This is a genomic window from Limnohabitans sp. Rim28, from assembly GCF_000293865.2.
Lineage (GTDB): Bacteria > Pseudomonadota > Gammaproteobacteria > Burkholderiales > Burkholderiaceae_C > Limnohabitans_A.
In genome coordinates, this window is record NZ_ALKN02000001.1 from 272,646 (window position 1) to 294,035 (window position 21,390).

General features: G+C 57.3%; 16 protein-coding genes, 2 tRNA genes and 1 pseudogene. 4 read left to right on the plus strand and 15 right to left on the minus strand.

The window, feature by feature from the left end:
- Position 1: 1 nt before the first annotated feature.
- Positions 2-2,416, minus strand: coding sequence for a cation-translocating P-type ATPase (locus B472_RS01250; RefSeq protein ID WP_081504988.1), 2,415 nt, complete (start codon positions 2,414-2,416; stop codon positions 2-4).
- 105 nt (positions 2,417-2,521) lie between these two features.
- Here B472_RS01250 and B472_RS01255 point away from each other — a divergent pair, with 105 nt between their 5' ends.
- Positions 2,522-2,965, plus strand: coding sequence for a universal stress protein (locus B472_RS01255; RefSeq protein WP_019428013.1), 444 nt, complete (start codon positions 2,522-2,524; stop codon positions 2,963-2,965).
- Between the two features lie 33 nt (positions 2,966-2,998).
- Here B472_RS01255 and B472_RS01260 read toward each other — a convergent pair whose 3' ends face one another.
- The 3 genes from B472_RS01260 to lgt form a co-directional block, all read right to left on the minus strand.
- The gene (locus B472_RS01260) at positions 2,999-4,564 is read right to left on the minus strand and encodes a malonyl-CoA synthase (RefSeq protein ID WP_026039742.1); all 1,566 of its coding nucleotides are present in this window, start codon (positions 4,562-4,564) and stop codon (positions 2,999-3,001) included.
- A gap of 62 nt (positions 4,565-4,626) precedes the next feature.
- The gene (locus tag B472_RS01265; RefSeq protein WP_019428015.1) at positions 4,627-5,622 is read right to left on the minus strand and encodes a tripartite tricarboxylate transporter substrate binding protein; all 996 of its coding nucleotides are present in this window, start codon (positions 5,620-5,622) and stop codon (positions 4,627-4,629) included.
- 87 nt (positions 5,623-5,709) lie between these two features.
- A complete protein-coding gene (gene lgt, locus B472_RS01270) occupies positions 5,710-6,507 on the minus strand; it encodes a prolipoprotein diacylglyceryl transferase (protein WP_026039743.1) in 798 nt (265 codons plus the stop codon).
- A gap of 125 nt (positions 6,508-6,632) precedes the next feature.
- Here lgt and ilvD point away from each other — a divergent pair, with 125 nt between their 5' ends.
- Positions 6,633-8,333: a dihydroxy-acid dehydratase gene (gene ilvD / locus B472_RS01275; RefSeq protein ID WP_019428017.1), complete on the plus strand. Its 1,701-nt coding sequence runs from the start codon at positions 6,633-6,635 to the stop codon at positions 8,331-8,333.
- A 90-nt stretch (positions 8,334-8,423) separates the two neighbouring features.
- On the opposite strand, the gene B472_RS01280 is transcribed toward ilvD, so the two are convergent.
- A complete protein-coding gene (locus tag B472_RS01280; RefSeq protein ID WP_019428018.1) occupies positions 8,424-8,831 on the minus strand; it encodes a heme-binding protein in 408 nt (135 codons plus the stop codon).
- Positions 8,832-9,022: 191 nt separating this feature from the next.
- Between B472_RS01280 and B472_RS01285 the strand changes: the two genes are divergently transcribed.
- Positions 9,023-9,715 carry a Bax inhibitor-1/YccA family protein gene (locus B472_RS01285; RefSeq protein WP_019428019.1) on the plus strand — a complete coding sequence of 231 codons (693 nt, stop codon included), beginning with the start codon at positions 9,023-9,025 and terminating at the stop codon, positions 9,713-9,715.
- Between the two features lie 95 nt (positions 9,716-9,810).
- Here the strand turns inward: B472_RS01285 and rlmD are convergent, their stop codons facing one another.
- The 4 genes from rlmD to surE all read right to left on the minus strand — a co-directional run bounded on the left by rlmD (position 9,811) and on the right by surE (position 13,781).
- Positions 9,811-11,247, minus strand: coding sequence for a 23S rRNA (uracil(1939)-C(5))-methyltransferase RlmD (gene rlmD / locus B472_RS01290; protein WP_019428020.1), 1,437 nt, complete (start codon positions 11,245-11,247; stop codon positions 9,811-9,813).
- A 106-nt stretch (positions 11,248-11,353) separates the two neighbouring features.
- Positions 11,354-12,205, minus strand: coding sequence for a peptidoglycan DD-metalloendopeptidase family protein (locus B472_RS01295; RefSeq protein ID WP_019428021.1), 852 nt, complete (start codon positions 12,203-12,205; stop codon positions 11,354-11,356).
- Between the two features lie 14 nt (positions 12,206-12,219).
- The gene (locus tag B472_RS01300) at positions 12,220-13,014 is read right to left on the minus strand and encodes a protein-L-isoaspartate(D-aspartate) O-methyltransferase (RefSeq protein ID WP_081504989.1); all 795 of its coding nucleotides are present in this window, start codon (positions 13,012-13,014) and stop codon (positions 12,220-12,222) included.
- Positions 13,011-13,781, minus strand: coding sequence for a 5'/3'-nucleotidase SurE (gene surE, locus B472_RS01305; protein WP_019428023.1), 771 nt, complete (start codon positions 13,779-13,781; stop codon positions 13,011-13,013). Before surE ends, B472_RS01300 begins: the two co-directional genes overlap by 4 nt.
- Before the next feature lie 166 nt (positions 13,782-13,947).
- Here surE and B472_RS01310 point away from each other — a divergent pair, with 166 nt between their 5' ends.
- Positions 13,948-14,922 (plus strand): NADPH:quinone oxidoreductase family protein, encoded by a 975-nt coding sequence (locus tag B472_RS01310; RefSeq protein WP_019428024.1) that lies wholly within the window; start codon positions 13,948-13,950, stop codon positions 14,920-14,922.
- A gap of 85 nt (positions 14,923-15,007) precedes the next feature.
- On the opposite strand, the gene B472_RS01315 is transcribed toward B472_RS01310, so the two are convergent.
- From B472_RS01315 to B472_RS01340, 6 genes and pseudogenes are all read right to left on the minus strand, one after another.
- Positions 15,008-15,083: transfer RNA gene (locus tag B472_RS01315), tRNA-Gly, on the minus strand.
- 99 nt (positions 15,084-15,182) lie between these two features.
- Positions 15,183-17,607 (minus strand): annotated as a pseudogene (lon, locus tag B472_RS01320) (endopeptidase La).
- Positions 17,608-17,707: 100 nt separating this feature from the next.
- Positions 17,708-18,973 carry an ATP-dependent Clp protease ATP-binding subunit ClpX gene (clpX, locus tag B472_RS01325; RefSeq protein WP_019428026.1) on the minus strand — a complete coding sequence of 422 codons (1,266 nt, stop codon included), beginning with the start codon at positions 18,971-18,973 and terminating at the stop codon, positions 17,708-17,710.
- Positions 18,974-19,081: 108 nt separating this feature from the next.
- Complete coding sequence (gene clpP / locus B472_RS01330; RefSeq protein ID WP_026039744.1) at positions 19,082-19,690, minus strand: ATP-dependent Clp endopeptidase proteolytic subunit ClpP; 609 nt, start codon at positions 19,688-19,690, stop codon at positions 19,082-19,084.
- A 123-nt stretch (positions 19,691-19,813) separates the two neighbouring features.
- Positions 19,814-21,127 (minus strand): trigger factor, encoded by a 1,314-nt coding sequence (gene tig, locus B472_RS01335; protein WP_019428028.1) that lies wholly within the window; start codon positions 21,125-21,127, stop codon positions 19,814-19,816.
- Between the two features lie 64 nt (positions 21,128-21,191).
- A tRNA-Leu gene (locus tag B472_RS01340) sits at positions 21,192-21,278 on the minus strand.
- Positions 21,279-21,390: the final 112 nt, after the last annotated feature.

Sequence of the window (21,390 nt, forward strand, 5' to 3'; positions counted from 1 at the left end):
CTCAATGAGATGGATGGGCTGAATCCGGTGTCGTCAACACCTCGGGCAATGCCTTGGACAGGCGCAGCGCATTGAGCACAACCCCCAGTGAACTGAGTGCCATGCCCAAACCCGCCGCCCACGCGGGCAACCAACCCACAACAGCCAGCGGCACACATGCAGCGTTGTAAATGGCCGACCACCAGAGGTTTTGCCGAACGATGCGCATCGTCTGGCGACTGCGCTGCAAGGTGCTGACCAGCACCTCGAGTTGCCCACCCATCAGCACAAAGTCTGATTTGGACTGCGCCAATGGAACGGCTTGACCCAGGGCAAAGGACACATCGGCCCCGGCCAGTACCGGGCCGTCGTTCAAGCCATCGCCCACCATGGCCACTTTGTGACCTTGGGCTTGCAAGCCCTGCAGCGCTTGCAGTTTGTGTTGTGGACTGCAACTGCCTTGCGCATCCGAGATGCCCACCGCTTGCGCCACTTGGGTCACTGCCGCTGGGCCATCGCCAGACAACACTTTCAAGCGCAGCCCCATCTCGCTCAACCGACGCACCACACGCGCAGCCTCGGGCCTGACTTCTTCGGCCAGCTCAAAGCTGGCCATCCAACCTGATGCATCGGCCAGACTGACCTGCAAGCGGTGACCGGCGCGAAGCGGCGCGTCGCAAAAAGCGGCAGAACCCAAGCGCAACAGCGTGTCTTCTTGTGCTGGGCCACGCAAAGCGCCTTGCACGCCCTGCCCTGCTGGTTCATCCACGTTGTGCATCGTCAGCGCTTCGAGATCAGGCAATCGGCCCTGGGCTTCGGCTTGCCGCCGGGCCTTGGACCACAGCGCCCGAGACACGGGGTGCAAAGAGTGACGCGCCAAAGCGCCCGCCAAATCCAAGGCCCGCGCTTCACACACACCCTCTCGGGTGTGGATGCGCACCACTTCGAAGGCGTCACGCGTCAGGGTGCCGGTTTTGTCAAAAATCACGGTGTCAATGGCCGCCAGATTTTGCAAAGCGCTGAGCCTTCGCACCAAAACGCCGCTGCGGGCCAGAGCCCCAGCCGTGGCCAACATGGCTGCAGGCGTGGCCAGCGACAGGGCGCAAGGACAGGTCACGATCAACACCGCCACCCCCACCATGACGGCATGGGCCGGGTCACTGGGCCACCAGTAAGCGGCAGCACCCAGCGCCGCCAACATGACGGCCAGCAAAAAAGGTTTGGCCCAACGGTCCACCAGCAAGGCCATGGCCGGTTTTGACACGGCCGCACTTTCCATCAAGGCCACGATTTGCGCATAGCGCGTGGACGTGCCAATTTGCTCGATCTGCACCTGCAGGGTACCGCTCAGGTTGTGGCTGCCAGCGATCACGCGGTCACCCACTTTTCGGGCCAATGGCCGGGACTCGCCGGTCAGCAAGGCTTCGTCGACTTGGGCCAAGCCGCTCAGCACCAAGCCATCCGCGGCAAAGGCTTCACCCGGCAAGACTTCGATCACATCACCCACTTGCAGACGACGCACCGACAACAGCACCCAGCTGCCATCAGGCTGACGCTTGCGAACGCTTTCGGGCAGTCGGTTCAACACGGCCTCCAAGGCGCCCGCGGTGCGGTCGCGCATGCGCAACTCCAGCCAACGCCCCGTTAGCAAAAAGAAAACAAACATGGTGAAGGAGTCGAAAAAAACCTCTGCACCAAAGAGTCCTTGCGGCTCAAACGTGCCCAAGGTGCTCACCACAAAGGTCACCACCAGCCCCAAGGCCACGGGCAAATCCATGCTGATGTGTCGCTCGCGCAAGTCACGCCAAGCATTTCTAAAAAACGGGGCGCAAGAGAAAAAAATCACTGGCAAAGACAAGACCCAAGACGCCCAACGCAGCAGGTGCATGGACTCGGGGGCAATGTCACCCGGATCACTCAGGTACGCCGGGGTCGCGTACATCATGACTTGCATCATGCACATTGCCGACACGGACCAACGCCAAACCATGCGCCGTGACTCGTCGCGCCGCAGCGTGTGGGCATGGGCATCGTTGGCAGGCAAGGCTTTATAACCATAGCGCTCCACCGAGCGCATCCACTCAGACGGACGGGTCTGCTCAGCAGACCACACAATTTGCCCCCGGTGACTGGCACCGCTGATTTGTGCCGACTGCACGCCGGGCACGGCTCGCAAGGCATCTTCCAGTGTGATCGCACATGCTGCGCAATGCATGCCCTCCAACACGACACTGGACGTCCAGCACGCCGAACCCCTTGGATTCGGAATACTGAATGCAGCCCACTCCTCTGGCCTGTCCAGCAATTGCAAACGAGCAGCGGTATCGGTATCGGCAGCTGCCGCTGTATCTGCATTCGGCGTTGAATGGGCGCGCAGAACACCCTTTGGCTCAGAACCGTGCGCAGGAACGTTCGAAAAAACATTGACTTGTGTCATGTTTCAAAGATACGCCAGCCGACCCATTCAAAGCTTGATGTGCATCAAGCCGCTGCGTTTGCGGCTCTTTTATGCTGGGTTTTCTTTTCACACCAGGAGCCAAACATGTACGAACGCATCCTTGTCGCCACTGACGGATCGACATTGTCGAAAAAAGCCGTGGCCAGTGCCATGCAATTGGCATCCACCTGCGCAGCGGAGTTGATCGCGCTCAAAGTGGTCCCACGCTACCCACAGGCCTACTTCGAGGGCAGCATTCCCCTGTCTGCAGAGGAAGTGTCGCGCGTTGAAAAGCAATGGGCAGAGGCCGCCCAGGCCCAATTGGCCACTGTAGAAAAATCGGCCAAAGCCAAAGGCGTCCCCATCAAATCGCTGGTGGTCAAGTCCGATGTGGTGTCGGACGCCATCATTGCCGCTGCCAAAAAGCAGCACGCGGATTTGATCGTGATGGCCTCACACGGCCGCAAGGGCATCAAACGCTTGTTGTTAGGGAGTGAAACACAACAAGTGCTGACCCATTCTCACATCCCCGTTTTGGTGCTTCGCTGAGGTGGCGGGACGCTCAGGCAAAGATGACCGGTATCAGGAGGCGAAAAGACCCTTGTGTTGATCACGCAAGAGGTTTTTTTGCACCTTGCCCATGGTGTTGCGGGGCAACTCGGGCACCACGAAGCAGCGTTTGGGGATCTTGAAATTCGCCAGCTTGGCCTTGAGTTCGGCCAGGACGGATTCAGGTTGCACGGATGCGCCCGGCTTGAGCGTGATCACCGCCACCCCCACCTCCCCAAAGTCAGGGTGCGGCACGCCAATCACAGCGCTTTCAGCCACACCCTTCATGTCATTGATGTAGCCCTCAATCTCGGCCGGATACACGTTGTAACCACCGCTGATGATCAGGTCTTTGCTGCGACCCACAATGGTCACATAGCCGCGCTCGTCCACTTTGCCCACGTCACCGGTCTTGAAAAAGCCGTCTGGCGTAAATTCTTCGGCGGTCTTTTCGGGCATGCGCCAGTAGCCTTTGAAGACGTTCGGGCCCTTGACCTGAATGGCACCGATCTCTCCCACGGGCAGCTTTTTCCCGTCATCCCCCTGCACCCTCAAGTCAATACCTGGCAAGGGAAAGCCTACGGTGCCGCCGCGCCGCTCAGACTGTTTGGCGTAGCGCTTGTCTGCCGCATAGGGGTTGGAGGTCAACATGGCGGTTTCGCTCATGCCGTAGCGCTCCACAATGGTGTGGCCTGTGCGCTGCTGCCATTCGGTGAACGTCTCAATCAACAAGGGCGCCGACCCGGCCACAAACAAACGCATGTTGCGAACAGCCGCTGGGGTCAAGGAAGGTTCAGCCAACATGCGGACATACAGCGTGGGCACGCCCATGAACACGGTGGCTTGGCCCATGAAGCCAATGGCTCGCTTGGGATCGAACTTGGCCATCCAGATCATCTTGCTGCCATTGATCAGTGCGCCATGAATGGCCACAAACAAACCATGCACATGGAAGATGGGCAAGGCATGGATGAGCACATCGCCTTGGCCTGTAGGCCCTCCGGTCGCCGTCCAGCCCCAGTAGTCCTTGAGTGTCAGCGCGTTGCTCAGCATGTTGCCGTGCGTGAGCATGGCGCCCTTGCTGCGGCCGGTTGTGCCGCTGGTGTACAAAATGGCGGCCAGATCGTCTGCACGGCGTTGCACCGGGGTGTGACGGTCACTTTGCAGGGCTGCGCGGTCCAGCAAGCTACCGCTTCGGTCTTCATTCAGGGTGAAGACATGCTGCGTACCGGCCTTGAAGGCGATCTTGTTGACCCAGCCAAAGTTGGCACCACTGCACACCACCACGGCAGGCTCAGCATTGCCAATGAAATACTCGATTTCAGCGCTTTGGTAAGCGGTGTTCAAGGGCAAGAACACATAACCCGCACGCAAGGTGGCCAAATACAAAATCAAGGCTTCCACCGATTTTTCGACCTGCACGGCCACCCGACTGCCTTCGGGCAAATCCAGCGATGCCAGCAAATTGGCCATCATGGCCGTAGCGCGATCCAAATCGTGCCAACTGTATTCCAGACCATCGTCGGTTTGAACCGCCACACTTGACAGATCGGATGGAAAAGCAGCCCTGAGGGCCGCAAACAGGTTGTTTTGGGTCATGGTGGCAAAAATCAAACGAGAAAAAGGGCCTGATCACAGGCCCGGAAAAATCAGCCCAAGGCTCAATCGAGTTTGGCGCCCGAGGCCTTCACCACTTGGGACCACTTGGCCAACTCTTTCTTGATGAAAGCTTCGAACTGCGCGCCCGTGAGGTTGGGAAATTCAGCGCCTTGGTTGGCCCACACGGCTTTGGCTTCGTCGGTCTGGCAGGCACGGCGGAACTCTTCGATCGCTTTGGCCTGGGCATCTGGGGTGGTGCCTTTGGGCGCCCATACGCCATACCAAGTGGAGACGGTGTAGTCGGGCAAGCCCAGCTCGGTCGAGCAAGGCACATCCGGGAAAGCAGGATTGCGCTTGGTGCCAGAGACCATCAAAGCCTTGATGCGCCCACCCTTGATGTGAGCAGCCGAGGAACCGAGTCCATCGAACATCATGTCCACGTTGCCCGCAATCAGGTCTTGCAAGGCGGGGCCTGCGCCACGGTATGGAATGTGGGTGATGAAGGTCTTGGTTTGAAGCTTGAACAACTCACCGGCCAAATGGTGCGATGTGCCGCCACCCGCAGAACCGTAGTTCAAACGGCCGGGGTTCTTTTTGAGCATTTCCAAGAAGGATTTGAAATCTGGCGAGGTGATTTTCTTGGGGTTGACCACCAAAACCTGAGGCACAGCCGCCACTTGAATCAAGGGAATCAGATCGCGTTCCAGGTCGTAATCCAGGCGTGGGTACATGCTGGGTGCGATGGTGTGGTGCACGGCCCCCATGAAGTAGTTGTACCCGTCAGGTGTCGCTTTGGCAGCGATGCCAGCGCCCAAAGTACCGCCAGCGCCACCGCGGTTGTCAATGATCATTTGACGACCGGTCAGCTTGGCAAATGCGGCAGACATCGGGCGTGCAAAGGCGTCGGTGCCCCCGCCTGCAGGAAAAGGAACAATCATGTTGATCGGCTTGGTCGGCCAAGCGCCCTGGGCTTGAGCCCACACAGGCAGAGCACCAGACATGGCGGCGATGGTCTTGATGAAATCTCTGCGTTGAGGTGTTTTGAACTGATCTGTCATGAATAGTCTCCTAGTTATGGGTGCCGAATCATAAAGTGGTGGCGAATTGAATGCAAAACCACAGAAAAAATCTTGAACAACAAAGCTTTATCTGGTTACCTTCGTAGACTTAAAAAGGAAATACAAGCCCGCGAGCATCATGGGCACGCACAGCCACTGGCCCATGCTCATCCCCAAGGAAAGCAAGCCCAGGTGCGCATCAGGTTCTCTGAAAAACTCGGCCACAAACCGGAAGCATCCGTAACCGAGCAAAAAAGCACCCGAAACCTGCCCCATAGGGCGGTCTTTGCGGGCAAACCACCACAGCAACACAAACAGCAACAGGCCTTCCAGCGCAATTTGGTACAGCTGCGAGGGGTGGCGCGGCAAATCACCCGCCCCTCGGAACACCATGCCCCAAGGCAAGGACGGATCGGCCACGCGGCCCCAAAGTTCACCATTCATGAAGTTGCCAATGCGCCCAGCGGCCAGCCCCGTGGGCACACAAGGCGCGACGAAGTCCATGACCTGCAAAAACGGACGCTGTCGGGTGCGGGCAAACCAGACCATGGCCAGCATCACGCCCAGCAAGCCACCATGAAAACTCATGCCGCCCTGCCAAATGGCGAAAATTTCGAGCGGGTTAGACAAGTAATACGCCGGTTTGTAAAACAAGCAATAGCCCACGCGCCCCCCCAGGACGACACCCAGCACGCCCAAGAACAAGATGTCTTCCACATCTCTTTTTTGCCATTGCGGCAAGTTCGAGAAAGGCAGATGCCCTAGGCGCCGGGTGCCCAGCCAGTAAAAAAGACCAAATGCGGCCAAATAGGTCAGGCCATACCAATGGATGGCCAAGGGCCCCAGTTGCAAGGCGACAGGATCGATTTGTGGGTGGATCAGCATGCTCGGATTGTGCACCGTCAAGAAGTCCTGAATGGCCCGGGTCAAATGCCGTGGTCAAGCGGCTTGGGTTTGAGACTGACCGCTAGAATGTGACAAATTTTTTTCTTTCCCGAAGAGACGCCACCATGACCGACAAAATCATTCCGATCAAACCCATCAACGAACGCAGCGCCAACATCACCGCGGGCAAATCACGCGCCCCCAACCGCTCGATGTACTACGCCATGGGTTACGAAGAAGGCGATTTCGTCAAGCCCATGGTGGGCGTTGCCAACGGCCACAGCACCATCACGCCGTGCAACAGCGGCTTGCAAAAACTGGCCGATGCGGCGGTCGAAGGCATCGAAGAGGCGGGCGGCAATGCCCAAATCTTCGGCACCCCCACCATTTCCGACGGCATGGCCATGGGCACCGAGGGCATGAAGTACTCACTCGTTTCCCGCGAAGTCATCGCTGACTGCGTCGAAACTTGCGTGCAAGGCCAGTGGATGGACGGTGTTTTGGTCGTCGGTGGTTGCGACAAGAACATGCCAGGCGGCCTGATGGGCATGCTGCGCGCCAATGTGCCTGCCATCTACGTTTATGGCGGCACTATTCTGCCCGGACGCTACCAAGGCAAAGACCTGAACATTGTGAGCGTGTTTGAAGCGGTGGGCGAAAACGCCGCCGGCAAAATGAGCGACTTTGATTTGAAAGAAATCGAAAAGCGCGCCATCCCGGGTACGGGCTCTTGTGGCGGCATGTACACGGCCAACACCATGTCTTCTGCTTTTGAAGCTTTGGGCATTTCTTTGCCCTACTCTTCAACCATGGCCAACGTGCACGAAGAAAAAGTTCACTCTGCCAAAGAGTCGGCCAAAGTCTTGGTGCAAGCCATTCAAAAAGGCATCAAGCCCAAAGACATCGTCACACGCAAATCGATTGAAAACGCGGTTGCCGTGATCATGGCCACGGGTGGTTCCACCAACGCGGTGCTGCACTTCTTGGCCATTGCCCACTGTGCGGGCGTGGAGTGGAGCATCGACGACTTCGAGCGCATCCGTCAGCGCACCCCTGTTTTGTGTGACCTCAAGCCCAGCGGCAAGGCTTTGGCGGTTGACTTGCACGTCGCAGGCGGCATCCCTCAAGTGATGAAGATTTTGCTCAATGCCGGTCTGCTGCACGGTGACTGCATCACCATCACGGGTCAAACCATTGCAGAAGTTCTGAAGGATGTGCCTGACGCGCCGCCGAATGACACCGTCATCCACACCATCGAAAAAGCCATGTACAAGCAAGGCCACTTGGCCATCTTGAAGGGCAACCTGTCGCCTGAAGGCGCTGTGGCCAAGATCACGGGCCTGAAAAATCCGGTCATTACCGGCCCTGCCCGCGTGTTTGACGATGAGCAATCAGCCCTCGAAGCCATTTTGGCCGGAAAAATCGTGGCGGGCGATGTCATGGTGTTGCGTTACCTCGGCCCCAAAGGGGGCCCTGGCATGCCCGAAATGCTGGCCCCAACAGGTGCCCTGATCGGCGCGGGCCTTGGCGAAACGGTCGGTCTGATCACCGATGGCCGCTTCTCGGGTGGCACATGGGGGATGGTGGTCGGTCACGTGGCGCCCGAAGCAGCAGCGGGCGGCAACATCGCCTTTGTGAATGAGGGCGACAGCATCACCATCGACGCGCACAAGCTGCTTTTGGAACTGAACGTGCCCGAGGCCGAACTGGCCAAGCGACGCGAAGGCTGGAAAGCCCCTGCCCCGCGTTACACCCGCGGCGTACAAGCCAAATTTGCTTTCAACGCCTCCAGTGCCAGCAAGGGCGCAGTTTTGGACATGTTCTGATCCATGACCCGCCAGCATGAAAAAAGCCACCGCAAGGTGGCTTTTTTCATGGTTGGCCTTGACCAACAGGTCAAGACTTGAAGAAAGAGATCACAAACCGATGGCCGCGATGCCCGCCTTGGCGATCTGAGCGTCTTCGGTGGACTTGACACCACTCACGCCAACGGCACCCAGGCAGAAACCGTCTTTCATGATCGGGACGCCGCCTTCCAGCATGCCGTGGATGGTGGGCGCTGACAAGAAGGAGGTGCGTCCGCCATTGATGACGTCTTCGTAAACCTTGCTTTCACGGCGACCCAAAGCGGCCGTGTGGGCTTTGGACGGGGCAATGTGAGCCGACACAGGGGGAGCACCATCCAGACGGGTGAAATGGAGCAAATGGCCGCCCGCGTCCACAATGGCGATGCTCACCGCCCAGTTGTTTTGGAGGGCTTCGGCCTCGGCTGCTGCGGCAATCGCTTTGACATCGGACAGTTCAAGAGTGGATTGGGTCTTCATGACGGCATCATTTAAAAAAAGAAAAAACAGAGCATACACGCGTCAGATCTGCAGATTGACCACCACAAAGCAAAACTGATTCAACTGGATAACCCCATCATCTAGGGGAAATCAGCAAAACAGGGGCCAAGCAAGCCTCTGGCCTCTACAATGGAATCACCTTTTTTAAAGGCTTATCTAGGAGATACACCATGAGCGACCTTCGCACCCTCAATTCCGCTGACTGGGGACATGTGGACCTGGCGGCTCGCAACCGCGTTCTGCGCAACACCTATTGGCTGCTGGCCCTGAGCATGCTGCCTACCGTGCTGGGCGCTTGGGTCGGGGTGAGCACAGGCATCACCCAATCACTCACGGGCTTTATGGGCCTGGTGGTGTTCTTGGGCGGCGCATTCGGTTTCATGTTCGCCATCGAGAAAACCAAAAACTCGGCCGCTGGCGTGCCCGTGCTGCTGGCCTTTACGTTCTTCATGGGCCTGATGCTCTCGCGCATGATCGCCATGGTTTTGGGCTTCAAGAACGGCTCTGACCTGGTCATGACCGCTTTTGCAGGTACAGCCGGTGTGTTTTTCGTCATGGCCAGCCTGGCCAGCGTCATCAAGCGTGACTTGTCTGGCATGGGCAAATGGCTGTTTGTAGGCGCCATGGTCCTGATGGTGGGCGGCATCATCAACGTGTTTGTGGGCTCTACCGCCGGCATGTTGGTCCTCTCCACTTTGGCCATCGGTATCTTCAGCGCCTTCTTGCTGTATGACCTCAAGCGCATCCTGGATGGCGGCGAAACCAACTACATCAGCGCCACTTTGGCCCTGTACCTCAGCGTGTTCAACATCTTCCAAAGCTTGTTGGCCCTGCTCGGCATCATGGGTGGCGAGCGCGACTGAACCCAGCCCCTCCCCTCAAGACAAAGGCTCCCTCGGGAGCCTTTTTTGTGTCCGCCCATTGTCCGAAGGGGCTGCACATCAGACGCGCTTTCAGATCATGCCAATTCAAAGACCGCCATGCTCTCGACGTGCGCGGTGTGCGCAAACATATTGACGACTCCTGCGCTCACACAGCGGTAACCCGCGCGGTGCACCAAGATGCCGGCATCTCGGGCCAGTGTGGCCGGGTTGCAGCTCACGTACACGATGCGCTTGGGCGGCGTCCAGCCTTGTCGCAGGGCCTGGTTTTCGTTCAACTCAGCCAATGCCTTGGCCAAAGCAAAAGCGCCCTCTCGTGGCGGGTCCACCAACCATTTATCGGCCGTGCCATCGGCCACCAGCATCTCTGGTGTCATTTCGAACAAATTGCGCGCCACAAACTCTGTGGGCACCAAAGCCTGACCTGCTTGGCGCGAGGACTGGTTGACGGCGTAGTTCTCTCGCGAACGGGCCACCAGGGTTTCGGCACCCTCAATCCCCAAAACCTGCGCGGCTTGCGTGGCGATCGGCAGCGTGAAATTGCCCAGGCCGCAAAACCAGTCGATCACGCGTTCGGTCTTTTGCGCTTGCAGCAAACGCAGCGCACGCGCCACCAGCACGCGGTTGATGAAGGGGTTGACCTGGGTGAAGTCGGTGGGCCGAAACGGCATGGTGATGCCAAAGTCGGGCAAGCCGTAACTCAGTTGCACCCCACCCTCGTCCAGCAAATGCACCGTGTCGGGCCCTTTGGGCTGCAACCACCACTGAACCTGATGTTGCGCAGCAAAAGCGCGCAGCAAGGCTTGGTCGCCATCGCTCAAGGGTTCCAGGTGGCGCAGCACCAGCGCCGTGATCTCGTCACCGCAAGCCAACTCGATTTGCGGCAGTGACTCGCGCGCATCCATTTGAGCGATCAGTGCACGCAAGGGCATGAGCATGGCGCTGACATGCGGTGGCAACACGGGACACACTTTCATGTCGGCGATGTAGCGGCTCTTGCGCTCGTGAAAACCAATCAAGACCTCGCCTTTTTTGATCACATAGCGCACAGACAGTCGGGCACGGTAACGGTAGCCCCATGTCGGCCCCTCGATGGGGCGCAACAGGGTTTCAGCCTTGACCTTGCCCAGGTGCCAGAGGTTGTCCTCAAGCACGCGCTGCTTGACCGCTACCTGGGCCGAGGCCTCCAAGTGCTGCATCTTGCAGCCACCACACGCGCCTTGGTGCAAACCAAAATTGGGGCACCCCGGGCGCACGCGCTGGGACGATTCGTGGTGAATATCGGTCACAGTGCCCTGCTCCCAATTGTTTTTCTTGCGGTGCACGTTCACCGAGACAATTTCAAAGGGCAAAGCGCCTTCGATGAAAACCACCTTGCCATCGGGCCGGCGGGCGATGCCTTGGGCATCCATGTCCAAAGACCCCACACGCAAAAACCCAGCAGGCAGGTCTTCACTGGAGTGACTGGTTTCGTCGGCGTGGGCTTGGGATAGGGAGATGTCTGGTTCGCTCATCCCCCGATTGTCTCAGGATGAGCGGCCGAAAAATCAAAGTGCCACGCCGAAGGCCCATGGATTTTCTCGCTGACGCCCGGCACTGGCCACAGTGCCCAAAGCCATTTCAACGAGCGGGCAAAAACTTGGCGGGATCGACAGGCTTGCCTTGACGCCGAATTTCAAAATGCAGCTTGACGCGGTCTGCATCGGTTTTGCCCATCTCGGCGATCTTTTGACCTTTGCGAACCTGCTGGTCTTCTTTCACAAGCAGTGCCTGGTTGTGAGCGTAAGCCGTCAGGAACGTGTTGTTGTGCTTCAAGATGATCAGGTTGCCATAACCGCGCAGGCCCGCACCGGCATAAACCACTTGGCCATCGGCAGCCGCCAAGATCGGATCGCCCGCTTGGCCCGCGATGTCCAGGCCTTTGTTTTTCACCTCGTCAAAGGCGCCAATGACCTGGCCATTGGCTGGCCAAGAAAACGCGAACCCCTGATCCGCAGCGGCGGGTGCGGGGGGCGTTGGAGCTTGGGGCAAGGGTTTGGGCGCTGCTTGAGTCGAAGGACCCATCGGCTGGACAACGACGCCGCTGGCCTCGGTGATGGCCGTTGGCGGGGCCACACGCAAGACTTGGCCGACCTCGATCAAGTTGGCATTCGACAAATTGTTCCAAGTGGCCAAATCGCGCCAAGACTGACCGTTGTCCAGTGCAATGCGTGTCAAAGTGTCGCCACGTTGCACGGTATAAAAACCTGGTTTGCCCGCATTTTCTGCACCGGGCATCACTTTGGCGGAAGGACTCGCCGCCGAAACATCGGGCGCAGGCGAAGCCACAGGAGCGGGGGCAGACATGGCAGTCCGACCGCCCACATTGCGGCTTTCCACTGGCGCTGGCACTCTGGGCGGCGTGTTGCAAGCAGCCAAAAGTGCCAGGGTGAACCCACCCAGCCAAAGACGAGAAACATGACTAAAAATCATCCGGGTTCAATCCTTCAAGCAATACCTGATTTTAGAGGCACAAAGTGAACCGCCTCTAAAACCTGTCGGTCGAACCCTTGACTGGTTTTGTGAATCACCACCAAGGCTTGATGGCCCGAAGGCGTGACCGTGGGTGCGACCAAGCGTCCCCCTGTGGCCAACTGGTCCAACCAAGCCTGAGGAACATTGTCTCCACCCGCGGCTGAAATGATGCCCGCGTATGGCGCCCCTTTGGGAAAGCCCAACATGCCGTCTCCAAAGATCAGGTGCACATTGGGCAAACGAAAGGGAAGCAGGTTCTTTTTGGCTTTTTCGTGCAAGCCGCGCAAACGTTCAATGCTGTAAACCTCGCTCGCCACATGACTGAGCACAGCGGCTTGGTAACCACAGCCGGTGCCGATTTCCAAAATCCGGCCCAACTTGCCTTGAGCGTCTTGACGCAGCAACTCGATCATCCGGGCCACGACATTGGGTTTGGAGATGGTTTGTTCAAATCCAATCGGCAAACTGGTGTCCTCGTAGGCCTGACCGGCCAATGCCGATTCCACAAAAAGGTGTCGCTCCACCCGGCCCATGGCTTGCAAAACCAGCGCATCTTGGACCCCTTGAGCCGCCAACTTGGCCACCATCTGAGCCCTGACAGCACTTGAATCCAATCCCAAACCCATTGACACAGGAGGTGGGCGATGGACAGAGCTGCTCTTGTTTGTTGCGTTGGCCAGCGTTTTCGGTACGGGTCTGCTCAAGCTGGACTTGGGCGGAACGCCCGAGCCACTCAAATTGGCAGGGAAACTGGGCCTGGGCTTCATTCGCCGTCCTGTTGCCACAGGAGATTGCAAGTCTGGCGCCAGGCTTGCAGGTGGTCGTGCTCGGTCAAATCCACTTTCAAAGGTGTCACCACGACATGCCCTTGGTCAGCGGCATGGAAGTCAGTGCCAACGCTGTCATCCATCGCGGCACCTGCAGCGCCAATCCAGTACATGGTCTGCCCCCTGGGATCAACTTGGGTAATGACCGGCTCGGCCGCATGACGACGGCCCAAGCGGCATACCTTGGGCGACTTGATCTGCGAGACCGGCAAATTCGGAATGTTCACATTCAACAACCATGGGCGCGTGCCGATCAGGTCTTGCTGGATCATTTGCTGCACCATTCGCTTGACCGTGCTGGCCGCACCATCCAAGTGGGCCCAGCCTTTGTCAATTTGAGACACGGCAATGGCCGGTATGCCAAACAAAAACCCCTCCATGGCCGCGCCCACCGTGCCCGAATACAAGGTGTCATCGCCCATGTTGGCGCCGTTGTTGATGCCAGAGATCACCAAATCTGGGCGATATCCCAACAAGCCCGTCAAGGCGATGTGCACGCAATCGGCCGGGGTACCGTTGACATAGCGAAAACCGTTGTCTGCACGGTTCACATACAAGGGCGTGTGCAGCGTCAGTGCATTCGACTTGGCACTGTTGTTGTGCTCGGGCGCCACCACCTCCACCTCGGCGATGTCTTTGAGTGCCTCATGCAAAGCCACGATGCCTTCGGCCCGAAAGCCATCGTCGTTGGAAATCAGGATTTTCATGTTCAGTTTTTGATCAATCGGCCATTGTAGGGCGATGACCGTTTTTGGGACCACCAGTCAACACAAGCACCCAAGGCATCAGGTGGTCGCTGGCGAGACATGAATCGGACGTCCGTGCTGACTAAGATGGAAGTTTGATTTCATTGAAAAGATTTGGAGAAAAAACATGCACGCTTGGCTTTGCGAAAACCCCACAGGCGTTGATGCCCTGAACTGGAAAGAACTGCCCACACCCACACCGGGTCCGGGTCAAGTGCTTGTCAAAATCGAGGCGGCCAGCCTGAATTTCCCAGACCTGCTCATCGTCCAAAACAAATACCAGATGAAGCCCGAGCTGCCCTTCGTGCCAGGCTCGGAATATGCTGGCACCGTTGAGGCCGTGGGCGAAGGTGTGACCCACCTGAAAGTGGGCCAAAGCGTGGCCTGTTTGTCGGGCACGGGGGGCTTTGGCACCCACACCCTCGCACCGGCAAAATTGTGCATGCCCCTGCCAGCGGGTTTTCCAGCCACCGATGGCGCGGCTTTCATCATGACTTACGCCACCTCGCACCATGCATTGGTCGACCGGGCGTCCCTGAAGGCCGGAGAGACCGTTTTGGTGCTGGGTGCGGCCGGAGGCGTCGGCACCGCAGCGATCCAAATCGCCAAGGCAATGGGCGCCAAAGTCATTGCGGCAGCCTCCACCGATGAAAAATGCGCTTTGTGCATGACATTGGGGGCCGATGCAACGATCAATTACACCCGTGAAAACCTGCGTGAGGCCCTCAAAAGCCTGACCGATGGCAAGGGACCTGATGTGGTTTACGACCCGGTTGGCGGCGAGTTGGCAGAACCCGCCTTCAGATCCATCGCTTGGCGTGGCCGGTATTTGGTGGTGGGCTTTGCCGGTGGCCCCATCCCCTCGCTGCCGCTGAACCTGCCTTTGCTCAAGGGTGCATCTTTGGTGGGCGTTTTTTGGGGTGACTTTGCCAGGCGCGAACCCCAAGCCAACGCGGCCATGATGGGCGAACTGGCTCAATGGTATGGCCAAGGGAAAATCAAACCTGTGCTCGATCGCACTTTGCCCATGAGCGAACTCAAGGCTGCTTATGCCTTGATGGGCTCGCGCAGCGTCAAGGGCAAACTGGTCATGGTCAATTGATGGGCTGACTTGGCCCAATTGGAAAACAAAAAAGGAAGCCGGAGCTTCCTTTTTGTTGGAAAGACTTGGTGAATCTTTCGGAATTTGGAGCGGGAAACGAGGCTCGAACTCGCGACCTCAACCTTGGCAAGGTTGCGCTCTACCAACTGAGCTATTCCCGCGTATTTCAGGCAACTTGGCACAGTGTGCTTAGTGCGCTGCAATGTACAAATTGTAAAGCAATTTCAGGCCGACTTTGAGGTCAGCCTGAAAATTTCGCATCAATGCTTCACAGCCTCGGCTTTGGCTGTTGCTGGTACGGCCGTCAAAGCAGCGGCAGCCACTTCTTCGTCACTCAAGGGAACCGGTTTGGCTTCCAAAGCCACTTCCAAAACTTGGTCGATCCACTTGACAGGCACGATCTCAAGACCATTTTTGACATTCTCAGGAATGTCTTGCAGGTCTTTCACGTTGTCCTCTGGAATCAAGACGGTCTTGATCCCCCCGCGCAAAGCGGCCAGCAACTTCTCTTTCAAGCCACCAATGGCGGTGACTTCACCGCGCAGGGTGATTTCACCCGTCATGGCCACATCGGCACGAACAGGAATACCCGTCATGGCCGACACCATGGCGGTCGTCATGGCCGCGCCCGCACTGGGCCCGTCTTTTGGCGTTGCACCGTCTGGCACGTGAATGTGCAAGTCTTTCTTTTCAAAGACTTCGTCTTTGATGCCCAGAAGACGCGAGCGACTGCGCACAACGGTGCGTGCAGCTTCCACGGACTCTTTCATCACATCGCCCAGTGAGCCGGTGCGGGTGATCACGCCTTTACCCGGCATCAGAGCGGCTTCGATTGTGAGCAAATCACCGCCCACTTCGGTCCAAGCCAAACCGACCACTTGGCCCACTTGATTTTTTTGCTCCGCGCGACCGTAGGTGAACTTGCGCACGCCCAAAAAGTCGTTCAGGTTGTCCTCGTTCACCACCACCTGCGGCATCATTTGTTTGAGCAACAAGGCCTTGACGACCTTGCGGCAAATCTTGCCAAGCTCCCGCTCAAGCGAACGCACACCAGCTTCGCGGGTGTAATAACGCACCACATCGCGCACAGCGGCCTCGGTCACCTGCAGCTCGGTCTCTTTCACGCCGTTGTTGGTCATTTGCTTGGGCAGCAAATACTTCATGGCGATGCTGGTTTTCTCGTCTTCGGTGTAACCCGACAAACGAATCACTTCCATCCGGTCCAAGAGGGCCGAGGGAATGTTCATCGAATTGGAGGTGGCCACGAACATCACGTCACTCAGATCAAAGTCGACCTCCACGTAATGGTCACCAAAGGTGTGATTCTGCTCAGGGTCGAGCACCTCCAGCAATGCGCTCGAGGGGTCGCCCCGGAAGTCTGTGCCCAGCTTGTCGATCTCGTCGAGCAAAAACAGCGGATTCTTGGTGCCGACCTTGTTCAGATTTTGCAGCACTTTGCCCGGCAAAGCCCCGATGTAAGTGCGTCGGTGCCCGCGAATCTCGGCTTCGTCACGCATGCCGCCCAAAGCCATCCGCACGTATTTGCGACCCGTGGCCTTGGCAATTGACTGACCGAGAGACGTCTTGCCCACGCCGGGTGGCCCCACAAGGCAAAGGATGGGCGCTTTGACTTTGTCCACGCGTTGTTGCACCGCGAGGTATTCCAAAATACGGTCTTTGACTTTGTCCAAGCCGAAATGGTCTTGGTTGAGCACATCTTCAGCATTGGCCAAGTCGTGCTTGAGTTTGGTCTTTTTGCCCCAAGGCAGGCCAATGAGCACGTCCAGATAATTGCGCACCACCGAAGCTTCAGCCGACATAGGGGACATGAGTTTGAGTTTTTTCAACTCGCCCTCGGCTTTTTTACGGGCTTCTGCCGACATCTTGGCAGCCTTGATCTTCTTTTCGAGTTCCTCGATGTCCGCGCCCTCTTCGCCGTCACCCAATTCTTTTTGAATGGCCTTGACCTGCTCGTTCAGGTAGAAATCGCGTTGGTTCTTCTCCATCTGACGCTTCACGCGGCCACGGATGCGCTTGTCCACGTTCAAGATATCCACCTCGTGCTCTAACTGAGCGAAGAGATTTTCAAGGCGTGACTTGATGTTGGCCAAGTCGAGCACCTGTTGCTTGTTTTCAAGCTTGAGGGGCAAGTGCGCTGCGATGGTGTCGGCCAAACGGCCTGGATCATCGATGCTGGAAATGGACGTCAGAATCTCTGGGGGGATTTTTTTGTTGAGTTTGACGTACTGGTCAAACTGCTGCATCACGGCACGGCGAAGTGCTTCGATTTCGCTGCTGGCGTCTGACTGCTCAGACAGGGGATCAACCGGCGTGACAGCGGCCACAAAGTGCACCTCACCGTCCGTGATGGATTTGACCATGGCACGTTGCTGGCCTTCAACCAAAACTTTGACCGTACCGTCGGGCAGTTTCAGCATCTGCAGGATGGTGGAGACACAACCCACATCGAACATGTCTTCCACGCCGGGTTCGTCTTTGGCCGCCGTTTTCTGCGCCACAAGCATGATGCGGCGTTCAGCCGCCATGGCCGTCTCAAGCGCCTTGATGCTCTTTGGGCGGCCCACAAACAAAGGAATCACCATGTGAGGGAACACCACCACGTCGCGCAGCGGCAACATGGGCAGTTCGATCAGGGGTGGGCGGCAAAGGTGTGTGTCCAGACATGGTGTGTCCCTCGGGTCAATTCAGCTACACATGGATGCTGCACACAAGAATTCAACCCATGAACTTGTAAGGGAGTGAATCAGGGTGCTTCGCATGTGGGTCAGGCCTGTTTGGCCGACTCTCGGTAAACCAGCAATGGCGGCTTGTTGTCGTCAATGACCGACTCGTCCACCACCACTTTTTCAACATTCGCTTGGTTGGGCAACTCAAACATGGTGTCGATCAAGGCCTGCTCCATGATGGAGCGCAGGCCACGGGCACCTGTTTTGCGGGCCAGCGCCTTGCGGGCCATGGCCGTGAGCGCATTGGGGCGAACTTCGAGCTCGACACCCTCCATGGCCAGCAGCTTGGTGAATTGCTTGACCACCGCATTCTTCGGTTCGGTCAAAATTTGCACCAAAGCTTCTTCGCTCAGTTCGGCCAAAGTAGCGACCACAGGCAAACGGCCCACCAGCTCGGGAATCAAGCCAAACTTGATCAGGTCTTCGGGCTCGACTTCGTTGAAGACGTCGGTGAGAGAGCGCTGTTTTTTGCTTTTGACGGTTGCGCCGAAGCCGATACCACCCGATTCGGTGCGGTTTTCAATGACTTTTTCGAGACCCGCGAACGCGCCGCCACAAATGAACAAGATGTTGGTGGTGTCGATCTGCAAAAAATCTTGATTGGGGTGCTTGCGTCCGCCCTGCGGGGGCACGCTGGCCATGGTGCCTTCGACCAATTTGAGCAGCGCTTGTTGAACGCCCTCGCCCGACACGTCTCGCGTGATGGACGGGTTGTCAGATTTGCGGGTGATTTTGTCGATCTCGTCTATGTAGACGATGCCGCGCTGGGCTCGTTCAACATCGTAATTGCACGTTTGCAGCAATTTGGCCACGATGTTCTCAACGTCCTCGCCCACGTAACCGGCTTCGGTCAAGGTGGTGGCATCGGCCATGACAAAAGGCACGTCCAGCATGCGGGCCATGGTTTGCGCCAACAAGGTTTTGCCGGAACCCGTGGGGCCAATCAGCAAAATGTTGCTTTTGGCCAGCTCCACCTCGTCTTTTTTGGCACCCTCTTTGTGTTTCAGTCGCTTGTAATGGTTGTAAACCGCCACCGCCAAACTGCGCTTGGCTTTTTCTTGACCAATCACGTAGTTGTCGAGGTTGGTCTTGATGTCCAGCGGTGTGGGCAAGCCTTCTTTGGCCCCTGCGGCCACCGTGGTGGTGGCCAACTCATCGCGCACGATGTCGTTGCACAAATCGATGCACTCATCACAGATGAAAACCGACGGCCCTGCGATCAGCTTTTTGACTTCGTGCTGGCTTTTGCCGCAAAAAGAGCAGAACAGGTTTTTTTCAGTGTTGGCGCCTTTTTTATCGGCCATAAATCTCGCCTCGGAATCCGGAATTCGTCAATGATAACGAAAGAAAAACGGCGCTCACCCTTTCAGGGTAAACGCCGTCGGCAAAGGAGTCGGTAGGCCCGGCCAAACTCAAGCGCGTTTGGAAATGACTTCGTCAATCAAACCGTACTCTTTGGACTCTGTGGCTGACAAATAATAGTCACGCTCAGTGTCGAGCTCGATCTTGGACAGAGGCTGACCGGTGTTCTCGGCCAAGATGCGGTTCAAATGGGCACGTGTCTTGACGATCTCACGGGCAGCGATCTCGATCTCGGTGGCCTGACCACGCGCACCGCCCAAGGGCTGGTGAATCATGATCTTGGAGTTGGGCAAGGAAAAACGCTTGCCCTTGGCACCCGAAGACAACAAAAACGCGCCCATGCTGGCCGCCATGCCATTGCACAATGTGGACACATCGGGCTTGATGAAGTTCATGGTGTCGTAAATCGCCATACCGGCGCTCACCGAACCACCAGGGGAGTTGATGTACAGAGAAATGTCCTTTTCAGGGTTTTCGCTTTCCAAAAACAACAACTGAGCCACGATCAGGTTGGCCATGTGGTCGTTGACCTCGCCCACCAAAAAGATCACGCGCTCCTTGAGCAAACGCGAATAGATGTCATAGGCACGTTCGCCACGACCCGATTGCTCGATGACCATGGGAACCATGCCCAAGCTTGTGATGTCCATTGCGCTCATCATTTCTCCAAAAAATATGAAAGAGACTTTAACCCGAGTCGTCAAGCCCACCAATGAGATGGGGCTTGTTAGCCGAACTGCAAGCTCGGCACAAGCCCCGTTTTCAAGGGAATCGGAAAGCGATCAGCCCTGTTGGCCCATCAGCTCTTCAAAAGAGATGGCTTTTTCGACCACTTTGGCTTGGGCCAAAACGAAGTCGGACACATTGCTTTCAATGACCACGGCTTCAACCTCGGCCATGCGCTGGTTGTCGCTGTTGTACCAACGCACCACGTCATCGGGACGCTCGTAGCTGGAAGCGAGCTCCAAAATGTGCGCCTGGATCTGATCGGGCTTGGCATGCAGCGTGTTGCCACGCACGACTTCAGCCACCACCAGACCCAAACGAACGCGCTGCTCGGCTTGCGGGCGGAAGATGTCGTCAGGGATTGGCGCCTTGTCGGCGTCTTTGACACCGCGCTGCTTGAGGTCAGCGCGGGCGCCTTCTTTCAAGCGTTCGATTTCGTTTTGCACGATCGACTGAGGCAAGTCCAGCTCGGCCTTGGCCACCAAAGCGTCCATGGCCGCTTGCTTGTTGCGGGCCAGCAAGCGAAATTTCACTTCGCGCTCGAGGTTTTTGCGGATATCAGCGCGCAGGCCTTCGACGGAAGCGTCGGCAATGCCCAAAGACTTGGCCAAAGCTTCGTTCACTTCGGGCAGGTTGGCCGCTTCAATTTTCTTGACGGTGACCATGAAGTCGGCGGTTTTGCCAGCCACGTCTTGACCGTGGTAATCGGCCGGGAAAGCCAGAGGGAAAGTCTTGCTCTCGCCGGATTTCATGCCGCGTACCGCATCTTCGAATTCCTTGAGCATCTGACCATCGCCCAGAATGAACTGGAAGTCTTCGGCTTTGCCGCCGGTGAACACTTCACCGTCGATCTTGCCTTCGAAGTCGATGGTGGCACGGTCGCCGTCTTGTGCTGCGGCGTCTTGCGCACGCTGGGCAAAGGTGCGGCGCTGCTTGCGCAGGATGTCCACAGTCTTGTCGATGGCGGCGTCAGACACTTCAGCCGTCAGTTTCTCGACGGCGGTGTCGGCCAAGTTGCCGAGTTTGACTTCGGGGTACACCTCGAAAATCGCTTCGAAATTCAGCTCGCCTTCGGGCGCACCTTCTTTTTCAGAGATGCGGGGTTGTCCGGCCACACGCACTTGGGCTTCATTGGCGGCCACAGCAAAAGCCTCGCCCACTTTGTCGTTCAGAACTTCGTACTGAACCGAGTAACCGTAGCGCTGCGTCACCACGTTCATGGGGACTTTGCCGGGGCGAAAACCGTCCATCTTGACCGTACGGGCCATTTTCTTCAAACGTGCATCCACTTCAGACTGAATGGCCGTCACAGGCACAGTCAGGGTGATCTTGCGTTCCAGCTTTTCCAGGGTTTCAACAGTCACAGTCATCGTCGTTCTCGGTTAATTGAATGTCTCTCAGGCCAGCGGCTTGCGCCATTGGCCACCAGTCGGTTGGTGCGCGGGGCGGGACTCGAACCCGCACAGTGTTGCCACCGTCAGGACCTAAACCTGGTGCGTCTACCAATTTCGCCACCCGCGCATGTCCAAACAAAAAGGGCGTCAGGCATCACCACAAGACGGCGTGAGTCTTGGATTCACCTGACCGCCCGCTTGAAATCGGTCAACTTTATATTTTAGCCGCTTCGATTGGC